The organism is Fundidesulfovibrio sp. YSD1, assembly GCF_055397115.1.
Genome location: NZ_AP043666.1, coordinates 3,111,575 through 3,133,411, shown reverse-complemented (window position 1 = coordinate 3,133,411; position 21,837 = coordinate 3,111,575). Strand labels below are relative to the sequence as shown.

The 21,837-nt window shown below is 67.4% G+C and carries 20 protein-coding genes; 13 read left to right on the top strand and 7 right to left on the bottom strand.

The window, feature by feature from the left end; translation table 11 throughout:
* Positions 1–31 precede the first annotated feature (31 nt).
* Entirely contained in the window at positions 32–1,057 is a 1,026-nt protein-coding gene (locus ACZ5V4_RS14580) for an SPOR domain-containing protein (protein ID WP_464315593.1), read from the bottom strand.
* Between the two features lie 89 nt (positions 1,058–1,146).
* Here ACZ5V4_RS14580 and rlmD point away from each other — a divergent pair, with 89 nt between their 5' ends.
* From rlmD to ACZ5V4_RS14565, 3 genes are all read left to right on the top strand, one after another.
* Entirely contained in the window at positions 1,147–2,490 is a 1,344-nt protein-coding gene (gene rlmD / locus ACZ5V4_RS14575) for a 23S rRNA (uracil(1939)-C(5))-methyltransferase RlmD (protein ID WP_464315592.1), read from the top strand.
* 267 nt (positions 2,491–2,757) lie between these two features.
* The gene (locus tag ACZ5V4_RS14570; protein WP_464315591.1) at positions 2,758–2,985 is read left to right on the top strand and encodes a hypothetical protein; all 228 of its coding nucleotides are present in this window, start codon (positions 2,758–2,760) and stop codon (positions 2,983–2,985) included.
* Complete coding sequence (locus ACZ5V4_RS14565; protein ID WP_464315590.1) at positions 2,982–3,737, top strand: hypothetical protein; 756 nt, start codon at positions 2,982–2,984, stop codon at positions 3,735–3,737. The genes ACZ5V4_RS14570 and ACZ5V4_RS14565 overlap by 4 nt, the downstream gene beginning before the upstream one ends.
* 181 nt (positions 3,738–3,918) lie before the next feature.
* Here ACZ5V4_RS14565 and ACZ5V4_RS14560 read toward each other — a convergent pair whose 3' ends face one another.
* Both ACZ5V4_RS14560 and ACZ5V4_RS14555 read right to left on the bottom strand, forming a co-directional pair.
* On the bottom strand, positions 3,919–4,410 hold the full coding sequence (locus ACZ5V4_RS14560; protein WP_464315589.1) for a pyridoxamine 5'-phosphate oxidase family protein: 492 nt from the start codon (positions 4,408–4,410) through the stop codon (positions 3,919–3,921).
* A 281-nt stretch (positions 4,411–4,691) separates the two neighbouring features.
* Positions 4,692–5,390 (bottom strand): type 1 glutamine amidotransferase, encoded by a 699-nt coding sequence (locus tag ACZ5V4_RS14555; protein WP_464315588.1) that lies wholly within the window; start codon positions 5,388–5,390, stop codon positions 4,692–4,694.
* Between the two features lie 105 nt (positions 5,391–5,495).
* Between ACZ5V4_RS14555 and ACZ5V4_RS14550 the strand changes: the two genes are divergently transcribed.
* The 4 genes from ACZ5V4_RS14550 to ACZ5V4_RS14535 all read left to right on the top strand — a co-directional run bounded on the left by ACZ5V4_RS14550 (position 5,496) and on the right by ACZ5V4_RS14535 (position 8,370).
* Positions 5,496–6,206, top strand: coding sequence for a TIGR04283 family arsenosugar biosynthesis glycosyltransferase (locus ACZ5V4_RS14550; RefSeq protein WP_464315587.1), 711 nt, complete (start codon positions 5,496–5,498; stop codon positions 6,204–6,206).
* A complete protein-coding gene (locus tag ACZ5V4_RS14545; protein ID WP_464315586.1) occupies positions 6,203–6,865 on the top strand; it encodes a TIGR04282 family arsenosugar biosynthesis glycosyltransferase in 663 nt (220 codons plus the stop codon). Before ACZ5V4_RS14550 ends, ACZ5V4_RS14545 begins: the two co-directional genes overlap by 4 nt.
* A 120-nt stretch (positions 6,866–6,985) precedes the next feature.
* Positions 6,986–7,738, top strand: a complete 753-nt coding sequence (locus ACZ5V4_RS14540; protein WP_464315585.1) for a hypothetical protein — start codon at positions 6,986–6,988, stop codon at positions 7,736–7,738.
* A 77-nt stretch (positions 7,739–7,815) separates the two neighbouring features.
* Positions 7,816–8,370 (top strand): hypothetical protein, encoded by a 555-nt coding sequence (locus ACZ5V4_RS14535; protein WP_464315584.1) that lies wholly within the window; start codon positions 7,816–7,818, stop codon positions 8,368–8,370.
* 133 nt (positions 8,371–8,503) lie between these two features.
* Here ACZ5V4_RS14535 and ACZ5V4_RS14530 read toward each other — a convergent pair whose 3' ends face one another.
* The 3 genes from ACZ5V4_RS14530 to rfbA form a co-directional block, all read right to left on the bottom strand.
* Entirely contained in the window at positions 8,504–8,833 is a 330-nt protein-coding gene (locus ACZ5V4_RS14530; RefSeq protein ID WP_464315583.1) for a YbjQ family protein, read from the bottom strand.
* Positions 8,834–9,030: 197 nt separating this feature from the next.
* Positions 9,031–10,224 carry a bifunctional glutamate N-acetyltransferase/amino-acid acetyltransferase ArgJ gene (gene argJ, locus ACZ5V4_RS14525; RefSeq protein WP_464315582.1) on the bottom strand — a complete coding sequence of 398 codons (1,194 nt, stop codon included), beginning with the start codon at positions 10,222–10,224 and terminating at the stop codon, positions 9,031–9,033.
* 1 nt (position 10,225) lies between these two features.
* Entirely contained in the window at positions 10,226–11,107 is an 882-nt protein-coding gene (rfbA, locus tag ACZ5V4_RS14520; protein ID WP_464315581.1) for a glucose-1-phosphate thymidylyltransferase RfbA, read from the bottom strand.
* 81 nt (positions 11,108–11,188) lie between these two features.
* Here rfbA and ACZ5V4_RS14515 point away from each other — a divergent pair, with 81 nt between their 5' ends.
* The 6 genes from ACZ5V4_RS14515 (at position 11,189) to ACZ5V4_RS14490 (ending at position 20,079) form a co-directional block, all read left to right on the top strand.
* A complete protein-coding gene (locus tag ACZ5V4_RS14515; RefSeq protein WP_464315580.1) occupies positions 11,189–11,989 on the top strand; it encodes a MogA/MoaB family molybdenum cofactor biosynthesis protein in 801 nt (266 codons plus the stop codon).
* A 193-nt stretch (positions 11,990–12,182) separates the two neighbouring features.
* The gene (locus ACZ5V4_RS14510) at positions 12,183–13,442 is read left to right on the top strand and encodes an HD domain-containing phosphohydrolase (protein WP_464315579.1); all 1,260 of its coding nucleotides are present in this window, start codon (positions 12,183–12,185) and stop codon (positions 13,440–13,442) included.
* A 38-nt stretch (positions 13,443–13,480) separates the two neighbouring features.
* Positions 13,481–16,666: a UvrD-helicase domain-containing protein gene (locus ACZ5V4_RS14505; RefSeq protein WP_464315578.1), complete on the top strand. Its 3,186-nt coding sequence runs from the start codon at positions 13,481–13,483 to the stop codon at positions 16,664–16,666.
* Between the two features lie 82 nt (positions 16,667–16,748).
* Complete coding sequence (locus tag ACZ5V4_RS14500; protein WP_464315577.1) at positions 16,749–17,498, top strand: N-acyl homoserine lactonase family protein; 750 nt, start codon at positions 16,749–16,751, stop codon at positions 17,496–17,498.
* Positions 17,499–17,654: 156 nt separating this feature from the next.
* Positions 17,655–18,668 carry a transporter substrate-binding domain-containing protein gene (locus tag ACZ5V4_RS14495; protein WP_464315576.1) on the top strand — a complete coding sequence of 338 codons (1,014 nt, stop codon included), beginning with the start codon at positions 17,655–17,657 and terminating at the stop codon, positions 18,666–18,668.
* Between the two features lie 73 nt (positions 18,669–18,741).
* Entirely contained in the window at positions 18,742–20,079 is a 1,338-nt protein-coding gene (locus ACZ5V4_RS14490; RefSeq protein ID WP_464315575.1) for an ArsB/NhaD family transporter, read from the top strand.
* 4 nt (positions 20,080–20,083) lie between these two features.
* On the opposite strand, the gene ACZ5V4_RS14485 is transcribed toward ACZ5V4_RS14490, so the two are convergent.
* A complete protein-coding gene (locus ACZ5V4_RS14485; protein WP_464315574.1) occupies positions 20,084–21,799 on the bottom strand; it encodes an FAD-dependent oxidoreductase in 1,716 nt (571 codons plus the stop codon).
* Positions 21,800–21,837 lie beyond the last annotated feature (38 nt).

Here is a 21,837-nt window from a genome sequence, read left to right as displayed (position 1 = left end):
ACCTCGGCCGGTTCTGCTTGAGGCCCGCCACTCAGCGCCTGAGGATCGCGCCGGGGTAGCCCATCTCGGCCAGTTTCTGCCTGAACGCGTCCGGGCTGCCCTTGCCCCTGGCCAGCACCCGGTACACTTCCCTGCCGTTGACCTCGGCGCGCTCGAAGCTCGATTCGATGCCCCTGGCCGAGAGCCTGTCCGCCACTGTCTCGGCCTGCACCAGGCTCGGCAGCGCGGCCACCTGCATGATGATCTCCCCGTCGGAAGCCCCGGCCGGGGGCACGGGAGAAGCCGCGCCCGGGCCGGAGCGCGCGGGCTCCTGCACCTTGGGAGGCAGCGCGGCCGGTCCCGACTGGGCGCTTGGGGGCTGGGCCGAGGCCCTTTTCTCCTGCGGGGCCTGGGACGCGGCCGGGGCGGGCTCGGCGATCTGCTCCACCGCGAAGCGCCCGGCGGCCTTGGGGTCGTCCCCCATGACGTGGGCCGTGCCCGGAAGCTGCACGAAGGAATAGACCAGCTCGTAGCCGGCCACGCCGTGGCCGTCCGGCCGGATGGCCTCGGCCTCGCCTCCGCTGCAGCGGATCACGGCCAGGGCGCTGCCCTCCTTGCGGGCGCGCACCACCATCTCGCGCAGCACCTTGAGCAGGCGCAGGCGGCAGGCCGCGTCGTCGGGCGGCGTCTCCGAGAAGCCCTCGCGGCAGACCAGGGCCGTGAAGGTCTTCTCCTTGGTTATGTTCAGCGTCTTGGCGGGCACGAACATGTAGCCCAGGGTGTAGGCGTAGTCCGGGCAATGGGCCTGGTCGCGGCACGGGGCGTCCCATTTGACGCCCGCCTTCTCCAGGTTGTCGGTGAGCTCGGCCAGCACGGCCACGTTGCCCGGCCCGGCCTTCTCCGGCAGAAGCATCACCACCTCGGCGGCCAGTTGCGCGCACTCGTTCATGCGCCCGGAGGCGCCGCCTCCCTTGCGCAGGTCGCACACTGCCCGCACCTGCCAGTCGCGGCCCTGGGCCTGAACCTGGGCCGTCAGGGCGCACAGCAGCACGCACGCGGCCAGGACGAATACTCTCATCACTCACTTCCTCCAGCGGCCCCGATACCTTCATCCGGCGCGGTCCACAAGGCTTGCCTCGCGCGCTTTTGCCGGGCATGCTCGGGGACATGACCGACACACTGGAACTGACTATCGAACGCCCCGCGTTCGGCGGGGCCGGCCTTGCCCGCGCCGAAGGCATGATCGTTTTCGTGGAGGGGGCCCTGCCCGGCTCGCGCGTGCTGGCCAGGGTGACCAGGCGCGACAAGTCCTGCCTGCGCGCCGTGGCCGAACAGGTGATCGAACCCTCCCCGGGCGCGGCCGAGCCCTTCTGCCCGCATTTCGGAGTCTGCGGCGGTTGCACCTGGCAGGACGCGACCTACGAGGCGCAACTCGAATGGAAGCGCGAAATCGTGCGCGAGCAGCTGGAGCGCCTGGGCGGCGTGGACGCCCCGGTGGACGAGTGCCTGGCCTCGCCGCTCGCGCGCTTCTACCGCAACAAGATGGAGTTCTCCTTCGGCCAGGGCCGCGACCTGGGCCTGCGCCTTGGCCTGCGCGAGCGCTTCCACCCCGGGCGCGTGCTGGACGTGGAGACCTGCTTCCTCATGCCGGACCCGGCCATGCGCATGGTGGCCGCCGTGCGCGAGATCGCCCGCGCCACCCAGCTGCCGCCCTACTACTCCAAGACCGGCACGGGCGTGTGGCGCCACCTGGTGCTCAGGCGCTCCGAGGCCTCGGGGCGCTGGCTGGCCCAGCTCATCGTGGGGCCGTCCACGCCGTTCAAGCGCCTGAAGAACTTCTGCGACGACCTCTTGGGCCGCTTCGAGGAACTCGAGGGAGTGATCTTCGACCTAAGGCGCGACCGCTCCGACTTCGCCATCGGCGAAAGCAGGATCTGGTCCGCCGGAGAGGAGCACCTCACCGAGGAACTGGACGGGCTGACGCTTCGCGTGAGCGTGGAGGCCTTCTTCCAGACCAACACCCAGGCCGCCGCGCTCCTCTACGCCAGGGCCGCCGAGGCCGCGCGCCTGACCGGCTCCGAGAACGTCTGGGACCTCTACTGCGGGGCCGGGGGCCTAAGCCTCTTCCTGGCCCGCCAGGCCGCCAAGGTCACGGGCTTCGAGATATCGGAGGCAGCCGTGGAGGACGCGCGCGAAAACGCCGCCGCCAACGGGCTCGCCAACTGCTCCTTCGTCGCCGGGGACCTCAAGGACGCGGCCGCCAGGACCAAGGCCGCGCCCGACGTGGTGGCGCTGGACCCGCCGCGCGCGGGCCTGCACCCGGACACCACGGCCCTGCTCGCGCGCCTGGGCGCGCCGCGCGTGGTCTACGTGTCCTGCAACCCCTCCACCCTGGCGCGCGACCTGGGAAGGCTCTCCGGGCGCTACCGCGTGGAGCGGGTCACGCCCGTGGACCTCTTCCCGCACACCCCGCACATCGAGTGCGTGGCGGAGCTCACGCTGGCGGGCTAGTGTGACGTCCACAAAATAAATGCACATTTATTTTGTGGACAATATTCTGAAATAATTATCCTTACCCTTGAAAAACATGTTCATGTCTTTCAAGGGCCCGACACTAGTCGGCGCTCGAGAGCGTCTCGCCGTCCTGGCCGCCCACGGTGTCCAGCACCTCGTAGACCTCGTCGCCCTGCCACGGGGGACTTTTCCGCCCCGGGGCCTTTGCCTGGGTTAGATCAATCTAGAGCGGGACAACATTTGGGGCAACAATGGAGGGAGGACGTGCGTGACAAGCAAGGTTCGCGTGTCAGAAAAATCTCTCGACTGGAACGGCCGGGCGTGGCCGAAATTCTCAGGGGTATGCCCGAACGGCTCGGGTCGGTGAGCGACCCAGACGTATTGATCGAGATCAGCGAGCTTGCCGCCAAGTTGCACCTTGCCGCACAAAAACGGCTGGACGAAATATTCCCGATAGAAGATGTTTCGGAAAAACCCATGGAGGACGTATGAGGTACGCGATCTGTTGTTTCCTGGCGCTTCTGTTGGCGGGTTGTGCGGGCGTGAAAACCTCAAACATGACTCCTGCAGGGGTGAGTAGTCCGTTAAATTCAGTGGATTGTCCTTCTGGCACGGGAGCCCCTTGTGTAGCTACAGGCGAGTCCTTTTTTGCGAAGATAGGTGTGTCGGCAATTGAACACAGACTGCGGAAAGGATCACTGTTTTGCGTTGACGCGACGGTGTTAAATACCTCCAGCAAGACCATCCCCGGGTTCGTTCAAGCCGCATTAATTGATGCCACAGGATCTAGGCTACAGATTATCTCGCCAGATGAAGCCACGTATCTCTTCTATGGGGATACCCCAGAAACGGCTATCGCAACTGGGCAGGCGTTCAGTTCGGTAGTTAGCTCCCAAGCAGTGTCCACACCCGCCAACTATAACGGCACCGTTACCTTACGTCCAGACGTACACCAAGCACAACCGACTTTCACGGGAGAAATTGAGCTAACCCCGGCTCCGAACTATGGTGCTTCTGCTGCATCAGGATTTGCGGCGGGGGCGGCTCTTGGTGCGGCCGCCCGCGCAAAGGAAATACGGGAGGAGGTAGTTTTGAATCGCCAGAAACAGATGGTGACTGGGGTCGTCCCCCCAAATGGAAAAGTTACCGGGAGGCTATGGGCGTATGGCGCTTCCGGAGAATTATCCGTCATTCTTGAGGCCGGGGGGTCCGCTATGGCGTTTGATTTCAAACCTGCCAAATAGCAGCCTCGCCACGCACCTGGAACTGGTGCGGAACCAGCGCACCCTCTGGGGTATCAAGCGCGTGTTGCCCCAATAAAGGTATAGCCTGCGGGGGCGGCGTTGGTAGCGCCACCCCCGCGTTCTCTCATTTCGCTGCTTCCATCCGCGCCAGTGCGCGTTTCCGCAGGGCCCGGACCCGCTGTTACAGTTCCACGGCCCTACCGGCGTCGCCCTGCCACGGGGGATTGGCCTTGCCGGTCATCTCCTCCACGTCGATGCGCACCACGCAGGTCACGGCCAGCACCTTGTCGTCGTAGTGGCGTTCGGGGCCGTCGTAGTGGCGCATGATGATGTCCAGCGCCTCGCGCTTCTCGGCCGGGTCCTCCACGAAGACGGCCCGGCCCGCGCCCACCACCGACTTGAAGTGCGCCGTGAAGTCGCAGGCCTTCAGCTGGCGCGAGACGGCGTATTCCACCACGGCCTCGAAGCCCACGCGCTCGCAGCCGCGCAGGCACTCGGCCTTCTTGCCCTTGTAGGAGCCGTGGAAATAGATGACGCGGTCGCGGTAGCCGAAGCTCACCGGCACCACGTACGGCGTGCGGCCGTCCCACATGGCCAAGTGGATGTACTCGGCCCTGCACAGCAGCGCCTCGACCAGCTTGAAATCCTTCACTTCGCGTTCAGCCTTGCGCACGTGGAGCACTCCTTGGAGCTTGTTTAAGATGCCTCCGGCGGCCAGGGGGAGTGCCTCCCCCTGGACCCGGCAGTAGCTTCGCGTCCTTCACCGGTCATCTCTTCTTGGACCCGGCCATGCAGGGGTGTCCCCGCGGAGCCCGGGCGGGCCGTGCGCGCGGACGCGCGAGCCCCGGAGGGCGAAACCCGCAGGCGGCTTTGCGCCGAGTAATGTTTCGTCCTCCGGGGCTCGCGAGGACGAGCGCGCGGCCCGCCCGGGCTCCGCGCCCGATCCTTTTCCCCTCAAATCTCCCTGGCCATGTTGTCCAGAAGCCTGGCCAGCACCTGCTTCATCCCCGCAAGATGTCTCTCCCCGCCCGCGCGCATCTCCTCCACGGTCTGCACGTACGGCCCGGGCACCAGGTCGTCCACGCCGCCCACGGTCAAGTCTTCCATGCTCTCGGCCGTGGTCTCCAGGTGGAACTGAAGCCCCACCAGCTTCGCGCCCACGGCGAAGGCCTGGTTCACGCACGCCTCGGACGAGGCCGCCAGCACGGCCCCGCGCGGTACGGAGAACGTCTCGCCGTGCCAATGGAAGGCCGTGAACCCGGCGGGCACCCCGGCGAACGCCGGGCACGACGCGCCCCACGGCGTCAGCTTCACGGGGAACCAGCCGATCTCGCGGTGGGTATTCTTCGTCACGTGCCCGCCCAGCACCTCGGAGAGAAGCTGCGCGCCCAGGCACACGCCAAGAACGCTCCTGCCCCGCGCCACGGCCAGCTTCACGCAGTCCTTCTCCTCGCGCAGCCAGGGGAACTCCAGCTCGTCGTGGACGCTCATGGGCCCGCCCATGACAACCAGCATGTCGAAGGCGGCCGGGTCCGGCAGGGGGTCGCCCGCATGGAGGCGGCAGCGGGCGAGCTGATGCCCGCGTTCGGCGGCCCAGAGGGCGATGCCCGCGGGGTCCTCGAAATGCACGTGCTCGATGGAATGGATTCTCATGGCTGAACTCCTGCCCGGTGGTGTCCGTCTTTGGCCTTCGCGTCAAGTGCCGCGCCCAACTTGTGTTTGCGCCCTGGGCGCGGGTGTTGCTATCACCAGCGGGCCATGCCCCTCTCTTTTTCCGTCATCGTGCCGGTTCTGGGCGAAGAATCCCTGGTGAACCACCTCGTGGACCATCTGCGCACCGTGGGATACGGGCGAAACATCGAGATCGTCATCGCCGACGGCCATCCGGAGAGATCGACTCTGGCGGCGCTTTCCCGCTCCAACGTGCTGGCCGTGGCCGCCCCGCGCGGCCGCGCCCGGCAGATGAACGCGGGCGCGCGCCAGGCCTCGGGCGACGTGCTGCTCTTCCTGCACGCGGACTGCTCGCTCCCGGCCGGTGCGTTCGAGGCCATGGAGCGCGTGATCGAGGGCGGCCGCCAGGCGGGCGCGTTCGACCTGGGCATCCGCTCGGACAGGGCCTCGCTCAGGCTCGTCGCGAGCGTGGCCACCCTGCGCTCCCGGCTCACGCGCACGCCCTACGGCGACCAGGGCATCTTCGTCACGCGCAAGGCCTTCGAGGCCGTGGGCGGCTTCGCGGACCTGCCCATCCTGGAGGACGTGGACCTCGTGCGCAGGCTCAGACGCTCGGGGTTTCGCCTGGGCTTCGCCAAGGGCCGCGTGACCACCCTGCCCCGCCGCTGGGAGGCCGAGGGGGTCTGGCGCAGGACCCTGGCCAACTGGGCCATCATCGCGCTCTACCTGCTCGGCGTGGCCCCGGAAAAGCTCCTTCCCCTGCACCACCTGAAACACGCCAAGGGAGGCGACGCATGAAAAGCGGCTCCTGCATCCTGTTCATGGTGCGCTCGCCGCGCCCCGGCCGCACCAAGACGCGCCTGGCCCGGGCGCTTGGCGACGAGGCCGCCGCTTCGCTCTACCGCGCTTTCGTGGAGGACATGCTCGAGGCCCTGGAGGGATGCGGCGCGGACGTGGCCGTCTGGGTCGATCCGGCCGGTGACGTGCACGCGGTGCGCTCCTGGCTGGGAAGGGGCATCGCCTGCCTGCCCCAGCCCGGTGGAGACCTGGGCGCGCGCATGGAGCGCGCCTTCCAGTGGGCGTTCTGCCAGGGTTATTCCTCGGCCGCGGCGCTCGGGTCGGACCTGCCGCAACTGACCGCCAAGGGCGCGGGCCAACTGGCCCGGCTCCTGCGCTCGGAACCGGCGCTCATCGGCCCGAGCCCGGACGGCGGCTACTGGACCGTGGGCTTCGCGGCCGGGGCGTTCGTCCCCGGGGCGTTCAGGAACATGCCCTGGAGCTCGCCCGGGCTGTTCGCGCGGACCATGAACGTGATGGAGCCGCTGCAACCGGCGGTTCTGCCGGAGATGCGCGACATGGACACGGCGGAGGACCTGCGGGGGCTGATGGAGGCCTGCCCGCCAGGGGCCGCGCGCAGGACCATGGAGATACTCGAGGCGCTGCGGGGAGGATTTTGAGAGGAGGCCGGGCGACCGCCACGGGAAGCAGGCCAACGCGAACAAATAGCGCCATGGCGGTATGTGGCGTACATTCATAATATCATTGAGTAGAATCTCCAAAACAGTTAGGAGGTTCTCATGCAGTACCGCAAGCAGTCCGACACCCGCCTTCCCGCCGCGCACTCCCCCGCTACCCCGGCCTTCCAGGATTCGCCCTACGGCTCCTCCCCGCTCACCCCGGAAGAGACTCACCAGGCTTATGCGCGGCTTCTCAAGGTCGATCCCGCCGAGATCGATCCCGCGAGGATGGAACTCAAGAAGGACGTTTCCTTCGAGGCGCCCAGGTTCAAGCCCGTGGTCCGCCGAAAGCGGGAGATGCACGGCGGGGATGCCGAACCAAGCGCCTTCAACGAACCCAACGACCCCGAGAGCGACGCGGTTCGCGGCCGGAACTGGCAACACCTTTCGCCGGGACTGAAGGGCCGCGTCAGCGAACGCCTGAAGGGGACGCGCTTCGACGGCATGGACCTGGATTCCATCAAGGTCCACAATGGAGACAAGCCCTGGTTCATGCCGTCCTGGGCCGGAGGGATCACACTGGAGAATCACGTCTATATCGACCCAGACAACCCCGAGAAGCGGTTTGATCCGGACAACAATCAACATGATTTCAACCTATTGCTGGAGGAGGCAATACATTCCGGACAATACCAAAGCGGCATGACGCGTTTTGGATACATCTGGGATATCATCATGAAAGGCGGATACAACAACAGCACTTACGAGAGAGAAGCATGGCGCATTTCTGACCAAAAGAAAATTCCCCTATCAGACGTTCCACCAAAGCGCTCAAAAGAGGACATGCCAGATCAAAATGATCGTTGGTGGTAGCGTTTTTTTTACAATGAAGGCCGGTAGCCCAGGCACCGGCCTTCTAGACAACATTAAACAACACTTACGGATTCCACATGAGACGACACAACAAAATCGATGGCGCAATTATTATTCTAGCGCTAGTAACAGTTATCCTGACAGGGTGTTTTTCTCCTGCCCCAGTGAGCTACCGCGTTTATGGGAATCAATGCAAAGAATGGAGTTTTGGTGGCCCGAATGGCAGCATACAGTATGGTTTTCTAAAAACGAAACCGGACATGGACACGTTCTATGATTTTTATGTCTGCACGAACAGCACAAGACACCACAGGCATGTCAGCCCGAATTACTTCCGGGAAAACCCTTCCGAGGCAGCCGCGACGATCACCCGGAAGATCGGAAATGCCCGTGCGGACTTCGAAGTATTGCTCGTCTCCCTCGTCCTCATGAACATGCATTTTGACGGAATCTACAATGTCAGGGCAGACAAGGAACTTATGCGGGAGTGGCGGCTTGCCATCAGCAAGATGAACGAAAAATCCTGGTTCAGAGACACTTCCGCCGAATACTACAACAGTGTTGTCGATGCGAAGTGGGGTACAGTGCTGTTCCCGGCAGGCCAGCAGGCACCCGGAACGCCTGGAAGCTGACCGTACCGGCGGCTCCGGCCCGGCCGAAAAGCCTACCCTGCAAACAGCGCGCAACCGGCCCCGGGCGGTTCCTCCCGCGCCGGAATCACATGCTCCCCGGCCACAGGCCCAAACAGCACCACCTCTTGCGGCGCTACTCTTTCTCTACCCTCACTGCCGTGCCGTAACAGAGCACTTCGGTCACTCCGGCGGCCACCTCGTTGGCGTCGTAGCGCATGCCGATGATGGCGTTGGCTCCCTGCTGCGCCGCGTGGACGACCATGATATCGTAGGCTTCCTGGCGCGCGCGTTCGCACAACTCGGTGTACATGGAGATCTTGCCGCCGAAGAGCGTCTCGATGGCCGCTATGATGTTGCCGACGATGCTGCGCGAACGCACGGTGATGCCGCGCACCACGCCCAGGTGCTCCGCGATGCGGTAGCCTTCGAAGCCAAACGATGTGGTCACGAATTTATCGTTCATGAACGCTTCTTCTCATTTCCAAATAAAAACGGGAAGCGCGATTTTTCGCGCTTCCCGTTTGCTTGCACGTCCCGGCTCGCGGTGACGCCCGCGAAGCCGTTGCCGGGGTCCGGGGCCAGGCACTGGCCCCGGCTGGTCGAGGGCGGAGCCCTCGCGGGGTGCGGGGCAGCGCCCCGCCTCTTCCAGCCTTCCCGCTCCTAGGACCTGTAGTCCCCGTTGATCTTCACGTAATCGTAGGTCAAATCCGCCGCCAGGAGCACGTATTCGCCGTTGCCAGCGCCGAGGTCGATGTCCACGGCGATCTCGGTGCGGCGCATGTGCGGGGCCAGCAGGCTGTCCAGGTCGCCTTCCACGGGCTGGCCGTTCTTGAACACGTGGATCCCGCCGATGGCCACGGCGACGTTGGCCGGGTCGAAGTCCGCGCCGCTTCTGCCCACGGCGGCCACGATGCGGCCCCAGTTGGCGTCGCGGCCGAACATGGCGGTCTTGACCAGGGGGGAGTGCCCCACGGCGCGGGCGCAGGTTTCGGCCTGCATGTTGTCTTCGGCGCCGGTGACGCTCACGCGGATGATCTTGGTGCCGCCCTCGGCGTCCTCAACCACCATGAAGGCCAGGGCCTGGCAGATCTCGCCCAGCGCGGCCGAGAGCGCGGCCAGCTCCTCGTCGGAGTGGGCCTTCACGCCGGAGGCTCCGTTGGCCATGGCCAGCACGCAGTCGTTGGTGGAGGTGTCGCCGTCAACGGTGACGGCGTTGAAGCTGCCGTCCACGGCCGCGGCCAGCATGGCCTGCCAGCGGGCCTTGTCCACCTGGGCGTCGCAGATGATGAAGGAGAGCATGGTGGCCATGTTCGGGCAGATCATGCCCGCGCCCTTGGCCATGCCCAGGAGGCGCACCTCGCGTCCGCCGATCTCCACGGAGCCCCAGGCGATCTTGGGGAAGGCGTCGGTGGTCATGATGGCCTTGGCCGCGTCCAGGGGGCCGTTCTGGCCGAGCCTGGCGGTGAGCTCCGGCATCTGCTCGCGCCAGATGTCCATCTTGAGCTGCGGCCCGATCACGCCCGTGGAGGCGGGCAGGATCTCGGCGGGGGAGAGCCCCAGGCGCTCGGCGGCGAGCTTCAGGGTCTCGCGGCAGTTGGCCTTGCCCTGGTCGCCGGTGCAGGCGTTGGCCTGGCCCGCGTTGACCAGAAAAGCCCGGATGGCCTCGGATTTTTTTAGGTTCTCCCTGGCCACCACGACGGGCGCGGCCTGGAAGAGGTTGCGCGTGAACACTCCGGCCCCGGCCGCCGGGCGGTCGGAGACGATGAGCGCCACGTCGTCGCGGCCCTGGTAGCGGAAACCGGCGGCGTGCGTGGCGAAGCTGAAGCCGCCGGGAACGGGTACGATCTGCTCCATGTCACTCCACTCCTCTGGCTTCGCGGACAACGTCCATGAGGTACTGTCCGTACGAGTTCTTGAGCATGTCCTGGGCCAGGTGCTCGAGCTGCGAGTCGGAGATGTAGCCCATGCGGAAGGCGATCTCCTCCAGGCAGGAGACCTTGAGGCCCTGGCGGTCCTGGATTGCGTGCACGAAGCTGGCGGCCTGGTGCAGGGACTCGTGGGTGCCCGTGTCCAGCCAGGCGTAGCCCCGGCCCAAGAATTCCACCTTGAGCTGGCCGCGCTTCAGGTACTCGTTGTTCACGTCGGTGATCTCGAGCTCGCCGCGCGGCGAGGGCTTCAGGTTCTTCGAGATCTCGACCACCTGGTTGTCGTAGAAGTAGAGGCCGGTGACGGCGTACTTGCTCTTGGGCTTCTTGGGCTTCTCCTCGATGGAGATGACGTTCTTGCCCGCGTCGAACTCCACCACGCCGTAGCGCTCGGGGTCGCGCACCTTGTAGCCGAAGACCACGCCGCCCTGGTCGATCTGGGCGCAGCGCTGGAGAATCCCGGCCAAGCCCTGGCCGTAGAAGATGTTGTCGCCGAGCACCAGGCAGACCTTGTCCGCGCCGATGAACTCCTCGCCCAGGATGAAGGCCTGGGCCAGCCCCTCGGGCTTGGGCTGCACCTTGTAGGAGAGCCTGAGCCCGAGCCACGAGCCGTCGCCCAGCATCTCCTCGAAGCGGGGCAGGTCGTGCGGGGTGGAGATGATGAGGATGTCCCGGATGCCCGCCAGCATGAGCACGGACAGGGGGTAGTATATCATGGGCTTGTCGTAGACCGGCAGGAGCTGCTTGCTGACGACTCTGGTGATGGGATACAGTCTCGTGCCGGAGCCGCCGGCCAGGATGATGCCTTTCATGCTCGTCCTTTTGTATGCGGTATTCAGTTGAGGGCTTGTGGCCCATGCCCGGCAAATTTGCAACCGTCAAGGTGGTTTTGCATGAACTCTTCCGTTTTACTGGCCATAGCCCAGGAGACGACCATCCTCCCGGGCCAGCGCGTGTTCATCGCCGCCGGGGCTCCTGGCGGCGGGCTCTCCCCCGTGCTGCCCGCGGTGGGGGGGCTGCCGCCGCTCAAGGCCGGAACGTACCTGGGCCGCATGCCCGACACCCCGCTCTTCCAGGTGGCCGGGCGCATGCGCTGGCCCGAGGGCGGCGCGGCCCCGGCCCTGGATGTGATCCTGGCCGACGCCCTGGACGAGGTCTACCTGCCCACGGGCGCGGCCACCTTCCGCGCCTGGACCGGCGGGTACGGCCTGGCCTGGGTCACGCTCTCGGACAAGGGCGCGGCCGGGCTCAGGGACGACGCCTCGGGGCCGCTCATCGGCGACATGGTGGCCGCGGAGCTCGGGCTCTCCGTGATCCAGGGCCACATCCTGCCCGACGACACGCGCCAGCTCAAGGCCCTGATCACCGACCTGGCCCTCAACCAGCGCTTCGACATCGTGGTCACCACCGGCGGCACTGGCGTGGCCCCGCGCGACATCACCCCGGAGGCCACCCTGGCCGTGATCGAGGCGCGCCTGCCGGGGTTCGAGACCGCCATGCAGCTGGCGGGAATCCAGTCCACGCCCAAGGCCGTGATCTCGCGCGCCGTGGCCGGCTTCGTGGGCGGCTGCCTGGTGGTGAACCTGCCGGGCTCGCCCAAGGGCGTGCGCGAGACCCTGGCCGCCGTGCTGCCCGCCTTCGAGCACGCCCTGGAGAAACGCCACGGCGACCCCTCGGACTGCGGCGGCCCCTAGCGTCGCTAGGCCTTGAAGGGCATGGGCATGTGTTTCAAGGGCAAAGACAATCCTTTCAAGCTATTGCCAAAGGAATACATGTAGTTTCATCCTGCCGAGCCCACACCGGCAGCCCCGCCTGCCCGCTCCGGGAATCCTTGCCAGCGCGGCCCCTAAGGAATATCCTTAAGGCTGTCGGTTTCTGGAGTGATGCGTGGGCGTACGGCTTTTCGACATGGTTGGCTGCCTTTCCAGCGCCATGGACCTCGTGAGCCCGGAAGTGGTCGGGCACCATTGCCGGGTGGGCATCCTGGCGCTCAGGCTGGCCGAGGAGGCCGGGCTGTCCGGCGAGGCGCAGGCCGACCTGGCCCTCGCGGGCATGGTCCACGACGTGGGCGCGTTCTCCCTGAGCGACCGCCTGAGCGCCCTGGCCTTCGAGGCCAGCGACCAGACCCACCCCGAAATCGGCTATCGCCTGCTCTCGGGCTACCCGGGCTTTGCCCGCGCGGCCGGCCTGGTGCGCGCCCACCACACCCCGTGGAACCACGGCCGGGAGGCGGCGTCCTCCCCCGCGCCCGGCCTGGAGCTGGGCAATCTGCTCTGCCTGGCCGACCGGCTGGATACGCTGCTGCCGCGCCGCGCGGGAGCCCCCTTCGACCAGGACGCCGTGCTGGCCAGGATCCGCTCCGGGTCCGGGCGCATGTTCAACCCGGCCTGGGTGGAGGCCTTCGAGTCTCTCGCTTCCCGGGACGGCTTCCTGCGCCGGACCCTGCGCACCCCGGCCAACGCGGCCTGCCTGGCCGTTGCGGACGGGCACAACCCGGAACTCTCCGGGGCCGAGGTGGCGAAAATCTCCAGGCTCTTCAGCCAGATCATCGATTTCCGCTGCCGCTTCACCGCCACGCACTCGCGCGGGGTGGCGGCGACGGCCCTCGCGCTGGCCCGGGAGATGAACCTGGACGGCGACACCCGCGACCTCCTGGAGATCGCCAGCGAATTGCACGACCTGGGCAAGCTGGGCGTGCCCTCCGAGGTGATCATGAAGCCCGGCGCGCTGGACCTGGCCGAGATGGCGCTCATGCGCAGCCACGCCGAGTACGGCTTCAACGCCCTCTCGGGCACGCCGGGCATGGACGCGGTGGCGCTCCTCGTGGGCCAGCACCACGAGCGCCTGGACGGCAAGGGCTACCCCAACGGCGTGCGGGCCTCGGCCATCGGTCTGCCCTCGCGCATCCTGGCCGTGTCCGACGTGTTCACGGCCCTGGGCGAGGACAGGCCCTACCGCGAGGGCATGGCCATCTCGCGCATCGTTTCCGTGCTCGAGGACATGGCCCGGGAAAAGGCCCTGGACCCGGACGTGGTCTCGCTGGTGGCCGCCAGGCGCGCGGACCTGGACGAGGCGCGCAGGCAGGCCCAGTCCCAGGCGCTGGCCGATTTCGAGCGCTTCGCCGGGGGCCTTGCCCCCCTGGCCTGAAGACGCTAGGTTGCCCCAACCGAAGAAAGCGGGGCGACATGGATCAATACCGGGCCGACCTCCACATCCATTCGAAATACTCCAGGGCCACCAGCAAGGACCTGACGCCGAGGCACCTGGCCGCGTGGGCCAGGGTCAAGGGCCTCGACGTGGTGGCCACGGGCGACTTCACCCATCCGCAGTGGCTCTCCGAGCTTGAGGACCTGCTCGCCCCCGACGGCCACGGGCTTTTGACCCTCAAGGACGGCCGGGGCCTGGAGCCGGAAATCCCCTGGCTCACGGGCTACCCCCTGCCAGGCCACGCCAAGTTCATTCTTTCCGCAGAGATAAGCTCCATCTACAAGCGCGGCGGCAAGGTCCGCAAGGTCCACAACCTGGTCTACGTGCCCACCTTCGAGGCCGCCAAGAAGCTCAACGAAAAGCTCGCCCGCGTGGGCAACCTGGCCTCGGACGGCAGGCCCATCCTCGGCCTGGACAGCAGGCACCTCCTGGAGATGGTCCTGGAGACAGACCCGTTGGCCTTTCTCGTGCCCGCCCACATCTGGACGCCCTGGTTCTCCATCTTCGGCTCCAAGTCCGGGTTCGACTCGGTGGAGGAGTGTTTCGGCAGCCTCTCCGAGCACGTCTTCGCCCTGGAGACCGGCCTCTCCTCGGACCCGGAGATGAACTGGCTCAACTCGAAGCTGGACCGCTTCCGGCTCATCTCCAACTCCGACGCGCACTCGGGCGACAAGCTCGGGCGCGAGGCCAACCTCTTTTCCGGGCCGGTGGGCTACGAGGGCATCTACCGCGCGCTTCGCGGCGAAGGCGTGGGCCACAATTTCCTGGGCACGGTGGAGTTCTTCCCCGAGGAGGGCAAGTACCACCTGGACGGTCACATGGACTGCGGCGTGGTCATGGACCCCCACGAGACCAAGGCCAAGGGAGGGCTGTGCCCGGTGTGCGGCAAGCCCCTGACCATCGGCGTGCTGCACCGGGTCATGGAACTGGCCGACCGCGAGCAGCCCGTTCACCCGCAGGGGCAGCCGGGCTTCGTCTCGCTCATCCCCTTGAACGAGGTGCTGGGGGAGATCCACGGGGTGGGGCCCGCCAGCAAGAAGGTCAAGGCCCACATGGCCAGGCTGCTCGGCAGGCTGGGGCCGGAGCTGCACATCCTCTCGGACGTGCCCCTGGAGGACCTGGCCAAGGACTCCCCCGTGCTGGCCGAGGCCGTGGGCCGCATGCGCCAGGGCAAGGTCTTCCGCCAGCCCGGCTTCGACGGCCAGTACGGGCGCATCCGCGTGTTCAGCCCGGAGGAGCTCACGCGCCTGGTGCGCGGCGCAAGCCTGGTGAGCGTGCCGGATACGGCATCCCCGGGGACCAAGCCCAAGGCCCGCCGCGCCCCGGCGGACGCCTCCCTGGCCTCGGCCGCCGAACTGGCGGCCGCGCTCTCGCCCGTGGAGCCCGCCAGGCCCGAAGAGCCCGGCTCGTGGGAGGCCTCGCTCAACGAGCGCCAGCGCCACGCGGCCACGGTCAAGGACCCGCGCCTGCTCGTGCTGGCCGGACCCGGCACGGGCAAGACTCACACGCTCATGGCCCGCATCCGCCACCTGCTTCAGTCCGGCGCGGACCCGGCCACGCTCCTGGTGGTCACCTTCACCAGGCGCGCGGCCCAGGAGCTGAAGGACCGCCTGGGCGAGGCCCCGGTGCGCGCCGACACCCTGCACGCCATGGCCCACGACTACTGGACCGAGGCCTACGGGGAAAAACCCGTGATCCTCTCCGAGGAAGCCGCCAGCCGCCTCTTCGCCGAGGTCAACCCGGACCTCACCGGCCCCAGGCTCAAGCAGGCCTGGCAGCAGCTGACCATCGACCGCGAGCGCATGCGCCGCCGCCCGCTGCCCGTGTGGCCCAAGGCCCCGGGCCAGCCAGCGCCCGCCCCCGAGGCCCCCTCCCCCGAGGACCACGCCGCGCTCTACGCCCGCCAAAAGGCCTCCTGGAACCTGGCCGACTACACCGACCTCCTGGAATTCTGGCTGGAGAAAATCGAATCCGGCATCTACGAGCCGCCCTTCAAGCACGTGCTCGTGGACGAGGTGCAGGACCTCTCGCCCCTGCAGCTGGCCATCATCCGCGCCCTGGCCAGCGGCCCCACGCGCACCTTCTTCGCCATCGGCGACCCCAACCAGTCCATCTACGGGTTCAGGGGCGCGGTGCGCGACGTTGCCCGCGAGCTCAAGGACTTCTGGCCCGAGCTCTCCGTGGTGGCCCTGGAGGAGAACTACCGCTCGTCCCAGCCCATCCTGGACCTGGCCCACGGCCTGTTCCCCTCCGAGCCCAGGCTCACGGCCATGCGCCCGCCGGGCAGGAGCGAGATCATGGAGTTCACCGCGCCCCAGGCCCTGCGCGAGGTCTCCTGGATGGCGGAGAAGGTCAGGCAGCTTCTCGGCCCGACCTCGCTCACGCTGACCAAGGGCCAGGGCAGCGCGCTTTCCCCGGGCGACATCGCCATCCTCGTGCGCTTCAAGGGGCTCATGGCCCCCATCCGCAAGGTGCTGGACCGCTTCGGCGTGCCCTGCTCCGTGCCCGAGGCCGAGGCCTTCTGGGCGGACTCGCGCGTGAAGGCCGTGCTCAACGCGGCCGGGCGCTTCCTCGGCATGGCGGCCATGGACGGGGCGCTCACCCTGGCCTGCCCGGACAGGGTGCTGGCCAAGGGGCCGAAGGAGATCGCCTTCTACCTGCGCGACGTGCCGCCCTTCGACCACCTCTTCTGGCAGAGCCCCGAGTTCGGCCAGCTGGTGGAGGCCTACGCCAGCCACGCCGGCTGGGCCGGGCTTCTCTCCCACGTGAACGCCCAGAGCGAGCTCGAGCTCGTGGGGCGGCGCTCCGAGAAGGTGCGCATCATGACCCTGCACGCGGCCAAGGGCTTGGAGTTCGAGGTGGTCTTCCTGCCCGCCCTGGAGGACGGCATCCTGCCGTTCGCGGGCATGGGCAGGCTCACGGGCAAGCTCTCGCCCGCCGAGGTCCCGCCGGACGAGGCCGAGGAGGAGCGGCTCTTCTACGTGGGGCTCACGCGGGCCAAGTCCGCCCTGTACCTGAGCCACGCGGCCAAGCGCGAGCTCTACGGACGGCTCCTCATGCTCAAGCCTTCGCGGTTCCTCAAAAAGCTCGACCTGGACGGGGCCAAGCGCTCGCACCTGGTGGCCCGCACCGTGCGCAAGGAGAAGCAGCTGGACCTGATCTAGCATGCCGCCGCGAGGGGCTTGCCCGTCCGCGCGCGGTGATTATCTTGAATACTTCGCAACCTCACGCAATCCCGGAGAAAACATGTCCCAGACATACAAGATCCACCCCATCGTGGTGGGCTCCAAGCGTTTCGACAAGGGCTTCATGACCTACCAGCACGACATGGGCACGCCCTACGTGATCCCTCTCTACGTCTGGTACATCGAGGGCGGGGACAAGAAGATCGTCGTGGACACGGGGGAACTGAGGCCCATCGTCACCCCGGACCGCGAGGAGTTCATCGGCGGCAAGATCGAGACCATCGAGGAAGGGCTCGGGCGCTTCGGCCTGACCCCCGAGGACATCGACATCGTCATCCACACGCACCTGCACCGCGACCACTGCGAGAACGACTACAAGTTCACCAACGCCAAGTTTTACGTCCACTCCAAGGAGCTTGAGGTGGTCCACGACCCGCACCCCCTGGACTACCGCTACCAGGAGGACTTCATCCTGGACGTGGAGGAGAACGGCCAGATCGTCCCCGTGGACGGCGACACCGAAATCGTGCCCGGCGTGAAGATGATCCACACCCCAGCCCACACCGAGGGCACCATGAGCGTGCTGGTGGACACGGCCAAGGGCAAGGCGCTGATCACCGGGTTCTGCTGCATCATGGACAACTTCTACCCGCCCAAGGAAGTGAAGGGCCTGGGCATGGAGGTGCTGCCGCCCTCCACCTGCCTGGACCTCAAGCAGGCCTACGACATCGTGCTCGAATGCCGGGACATGGCGGACATCATCATCCCCATCCACGAGCCCCGCTTCGCCAAGGGCGACCCCATCGGCTAGCCTCCTTCCAGGCGTGCAGCCTTGCCCCGCGCGGCCCCAAGCGGCCGGGCGGGGCTTTTTTTCGTCCGTGTTTTCCGGATTCCAAAGCCCCTTCCTTGCGCCAACCCCCTTTTCCTGCAATAAAAATGCATCGTCATCCGACCGGAGGGCCGCCGCGTGCGAACACTGCTCCTCGCCCTAGCCGCCGTTCTCGTTTTTGCGCCAGCCTGCCCCGCAGGGGAAACCTTCGACCTCGTGCGCAAGCGGGGCCAGGTGCGCTGCGGCGTGAGCGAGAACACCCCCGGCTTCTCCGCGCGCTCCCCGGACGGCAAATGGTCCGGCATGGACGTGGACTTCTGCCGCGCCGTGGCCGCCGCCGTCACCGGGGACGCGGGCAACGCGCAGTTCGTGCCCTTGTCCTCGGGGGCGCGCTTCACCTCGCTCATGGCCAGGGAGGTGGACGTGCTGGCCCGCCACGCCAGCTGGACGCTTTCGCGCGAGGCCATGCTCGGGCTCGGCTTCGTCGGTCCCCTGGCCTACACGGGCATGGGCTTCATGGTGAACAGGAGCAGGCAGGGCGAAGGCCTGGAGGCCCTGCGCGGGGCCAGCGTCTGCGTGGTCAAGGGCACCACCCACGAGCGCAGCGTGGCGACCTACCTGGCCGAATTGGGGCTGGACGCCAGGGCGGTCCCGGCCGAGAGCGTGGAGCAGGCCCTGTCCATGCTCTTCTCCGGGCAGTGCGAGGCCTTCGCCGACGACGCCCTGTTCCTGGAGGCCCACTTGGCGAACAATCCGGGCGAAGCCGGAAAATTCAGGACCGTCACGGGCTCGTTCTCCCGCGAGCTTCTCTCGCCCGTGGCGCGCAGGGGCGACGAGCAGTGGCTCCTGGTGCTAAGGAGCGTGCTGGCCGCGCTGATCCACGCCGAGGACACCGGCGTCACGGCCGGGGCGCTGGCCTCGGGGGACGCCTTCGCGGAAAATCCCCGGGCCAGGGTCTTTCTCGCCCGGGCGGACGCGGTCTCGAAGGCCCTGGGCCTGCCTCCGGGCTGGGCCGTCCGCGCCGTGGGGGCCGTGGGCAACTACGGCGAGATGTTCGAGAGAAACCTCGGCAAGAAGAGCCCGCTCAAGCTGGGCAGGGGCGAAAACCAGCTGTGGTCACGGGGCGGGCTGATCCAGGCCCCGCCCTTCTAGGCCTCGCGAGGGTCTAACGCGCGACAGGCGGCGTACCAGGTCCCCCTTCACCCCCGGCCGGGAGAGCCTCCCCATGCCAGAGCTGCATTTCTACGCCATCTACGCGGTGTTCGCCTGCGTGATCCTCTGCATCGCCTTCAACCTGCTGGACATGATCCTGGCCGCCCTGCTCGGGCTGTGCCTGCTGACCATCATGGGGATCATCACCCACCAGGACGTGATCAACACCGTGGTCAACTCCCAGGGGGCGGTGTCGCTTCTCTTCGGGGGCATGGTGGTGGCCAGGGTGCTCGCGCCCACCGGGCTTTTCGAGAACGTGGGCACGCGCTTCCTCATCCTCACCCGGGGCAGCGGCAGGCGCTTCCTGCTCTTTCTCACGGTGATGGTCTCGCTGGTCTGCGCCGTCCTGCCCAACGCCACGGCCGTGATCCTGCTCGCGCCCGTGATCATCAGGGTCTGCCGCGAGTTGGACGTGGACTTCACCGGCCCCATGGTCCTCACGGCCATGCTGAGTAACGCCGCCGGATTGCTCACCCTGGTGGGCGACCCCGCGACCTTCCTGGTGGGCCAGGCCATCGGCCTGGGCTTCACGGAGTACCTGGCCAAGGTCAGCCTGGGCGGCGTGCTGGCCATCCTCACGGTCCTCCCGCTCATGCCCCTGCTCATGGGGGAGGTCTGGCGGGCGCGCAGGCCGCTGCCCCAGGGGCTCCAACCCGGGCCCATCGAGCGCCCGGGGTTCTGCGCGTTCGCGCTCGCGGTGCTGGGGCTCATGGTGGGGCTCTTCCTCGTGGGCGAGCACATGCCGAACCCGGTGGTGCCCCCGGAGGCGGCCATCATCGGCGCGAGCCTGGCGCTTTTGGCCATCCATTCCTCCAGGGTGGAGCCCGTGGAGAACGTGCTGCGCGACGTGGACTGGAAGACCATCCTCTTCATCTTCTGCATGATGCTCTACGTGGAGGAGGTGACCAAGACGGGGATACTGGGCGGGCTCGCGAGGCTCATGCACCACAGCTTCGGCCAGAATCTGCTGCTGGCCGGGATGGGGCTCCTCGCGGCCATCGGGCTGGCCTCGGGCTTCCTGGCCAACATCCCGGTGGTGGCGGCGGCCGTGCTCATGACCAAGGGCTACTTCGTGCTCCTGGAGATGGTGCCCGAGGAGGCCCTGGGCGCGGCCTTCACGGGCTGGCCGGACGCGGCCCTGCCCGTGTTCGTGGCCATGATGTTCGGCGGGACCCTCGGCGGCAACGCCACGCTCATCGGCTCCTCGGCCAACCTGGTGAGCGCGGGCGTGTGCGCGGCCAACGGCCGCCCCGTGAGCTTCGCGCGCTTCCTGCGCTACGGAGTCCCGGTGACGGCCTGCCAGCTCGTGGTGTCGGCGTTCTACGTGTGGGCGCTCTCGCGCCTGATGTGAACGCTCAGTCGTGCTTCAGGGGGTCGAGCCCGCTCTGCCTGAGCCCGGCCATGCCGCCGTGCACGTTCTGCACGTCCTTGAACCCGGCCTCCTCCAGGGTGATCTGCGCCTCGTAGGAGCGGATGCCCGTGTTGCACATGAGCACCACCTGCCTGTCGCGGGGGACCTCATCCAGGCGCGCGCGCAACTGGCCCTGGGGGATGTTCTCCCACTTGCCCGGGAAGGCCTGCTGGTAGGGCCCGGCGTTGTCGGGCTCGCGGCAGTCCAGGAAGAAGCAGGACTTGCCCCCGGTTTCGAAGAGCCTGGCGAACTGCTCGGGCGAGATGCCCTGGTTCAGGCCGGCCAGCATGTTGTCCGCCACGGTGCCCACGGTGTTCACGATGTCCATGGCCGAGGAGAACGGCGGGGAATAGGGGTACTCGAGCACGCTGAGGTCGTCCACGGTGCAGCCCTTCTGCATGAGCGCGGCGATGGCCCCCACGCGCCCCACCAGCGCGTCCCCGGCCGGGCCGAAGCCCTGGACGCCGAGCACCCGGCGGGTCTTCCTCTCGGCCGTGAGCTCGAGCGTCATGAGCTCCTTACCGGGGTAGAAGTGCGCCCTGTCGAACTGGATCACCAGCGCGCTCACCGCGTCCAGCCCGGCCTGGGCGGCCTGCCCCGGCGTGAGCCCGGCCCCGGCGATGCTGCGCTCGAAGAGCTTCACCGCGAACGAGCCCACGGCCCCGGGGAAGCGCGCGTCCCCGCCCGCCAGGTTGGTGCCGACCACGCGGCCCTGGCGGTTGGCCATGGAGCCCAGGGGCAGGTTCATGGTCCCGCCGGTGACGAGGTTTCGTATCTCCACGCAGTCTCCTCCCGCGAAGACGAGCGGGTCCGAGGTGCGCATGGTCTCGTCCACCAGGATGCCCCCGCGCGGCGAGACGTCGAGCCCCGCGTCCCTGGCCAGGCCCCCGTTGGGGATCACCCCGACGGCCAGGACAACCAGGTCGGCCTCGAGCGTGCGCTTGTCCGTGACCACGCGCTCCGCCCTGCCCGCGCCCTCCACTGCCAGGACCTTCTCGCCGAAATAGAGTTCCACGCCCTTCTCGCGCAGGTGCGCCTCGGCCATACGCGCGAGCTCCGGGCTGATGTTGCGGGGCAGCACGTGGTCCATGAGCTCCACCACGGCCACCTCCAGGCCCCACATGTCGGCCAGGGCCTCGGCCACCTCCAGGCCGATGAAGCCCGAGCCCACCACCACGGCGCGTCCGGCCTTGCCGGAGCTGACCATGTCGCGCACGGCCGTGGCGTCGTGCAGGTTGGCCACGGCGTGCACGCCGGGCAGGTCCTCGCCCGGGATGTTCAGCCTGCGCGGCGAGGCCCCGGTGGCCAGCACCAACTGGTCGTAGTGGACGGCCTCCTCGGCCCCGGTGTCCAGGTTGCGCGTGAGCACGGTCCTGGCGGCGCGGTCGATGGAGACGGCCTCGGTGCGCGTGCGCACGCAGACGTCCTTGCAGTCGCTGAAGAAGGACTCGTCGCGCACCAGCTTGAAGCTGGTGGTGCGCAGCTCTTTTAGGTCCGAGACGTCGCCGGAGATATAGTACGGGATGCCGCAGCCGCCGTAGGACACGATGGCGTCGCGGTCGATCATGGTCACGCTGGACTGGGGTTCGAGGCGCTTGAACCGGCAGGCGGCCTTGGGGCCGAGGGCCACCGCGCCGATGATGACGACGTGCTGCGGCATGGCTTGTCTCCTGAAGTGTTTCAGGGGGTTGTACGGCA

Bases quoted from the DNA above. Each gene is read 5' to 3' on its own strand.
- ACZ5V4_RS14580 (WP_464315593.1), bottom strand. From the start codon at position 1,057: ATGAGAGTATTCGTCCTGGCCGCGTGCGTGCTGCTGTGCGCCCTGACG.
- rlmD (WP_464315592.1), top strand. From the start codon at position 1,147: ATGACCGACACACTGGAACTGACTATCGAACGCCCCGCGTTCGGCGGG.
- ACZ5V4_RS14565 (WP_464315590.1), top strand. From the start codon at position 2,982: ATGAGGTACGCGATCTGTTGTTTCCTGGCGCTTCTGTTGGCGGGTTGT.
- ACZ5V4_RS14555 (WP_464315588.1), bottom strand. From the start codon at position 5,390: ATGAGAATCCATTCCATCGAGCACGTGCATTTCGAGGACCCCGCGGGC.
- ACZ5V4_RS14550 (WP_464315587.1), top strand. From the start codon at position 5,496: ATGCCCCTCTCTTTTTCCGTCATCGTGCCGGTTCTGGGCGAAGAATCC.
- ACZ5V4_RS14545 (WP_464315586.1), top strand. From the start codon at position 6,203: ATGAAAAGCGGCTCCTGCATCCTGTTCATGGTGCGCTCGCCGCGCCCC.
- ACZ5V4_RS14540 (WP_464315585.1), top strand. From the start codon at position 6,986: ATGCAGTACCGCAAGCAGTCCGACACCCGCCTTCCCGCCGCGCACTCC.
- ACZ5V4_RS14535 (WP_464315584.1), top strand. From the start codon at position 7,816: ATGAGACGACACAACAAAATCGATGGCGCAATTATTATTCTAGCGCTA.
- ACZ5V4_RS14530 (WP_464315583.1), bottom strand. From the start codon at position 8,833: ATGAACGATAAATTCGTGACCACATCGTTTGGCTTCGAAGGCTACCGC.
- argJ (WP_464315582.1), bottom strand. From the start codon at position 10,224: ATGGAGCAGATCGTACCCGTTCCCGGCGGCTTCAGCTTCGCCACGCAC.
- rfbA (WP_464315581.1), bottom strand. From the start codon at position 11,107: ATGAAAGGCATCATCCTGGCCGGCGGCTCCGGCACGAGACTGTATCCC.
- ACZ5V4_RS14515 (WP_464315580.1), top strand. From the start codon at position 11,189: ATGAACTCTTCCGTTTTACTGGCCATAGCCCAGGAGACGACCATCCTC.
- ACZ5V4_RS14505 (WP_464315578.1), top strand. From the start codon at position 13,481: ATGGATCAATACCGGGCCGACCTCCACATCCATTCGAAATACTCCAGG.
- ACZ5V4_RS14500 (WP_464315577.1), top strand. From the start codon at position 16,749: ATGTCCCAGACATACAAGATCCACCCCATCGTGGTGGGCTCCAAGCGT.
- ACZ5V4_RS14490 (WP_464315575.1), top strand. From the start codon at position 18,742: ATGCCAGAGCTGCATTTCTACGCCATCTACGCGGTGTTCGCCTGCGTG.
- ACZ5V4_RS14485 (WP_464315574.1), bottom strand. From the start codon at position 21,799: ATGCCGCAGCACGTCGTCATCATCGGCGCGGTGGCCCTCGGCCCCAAG.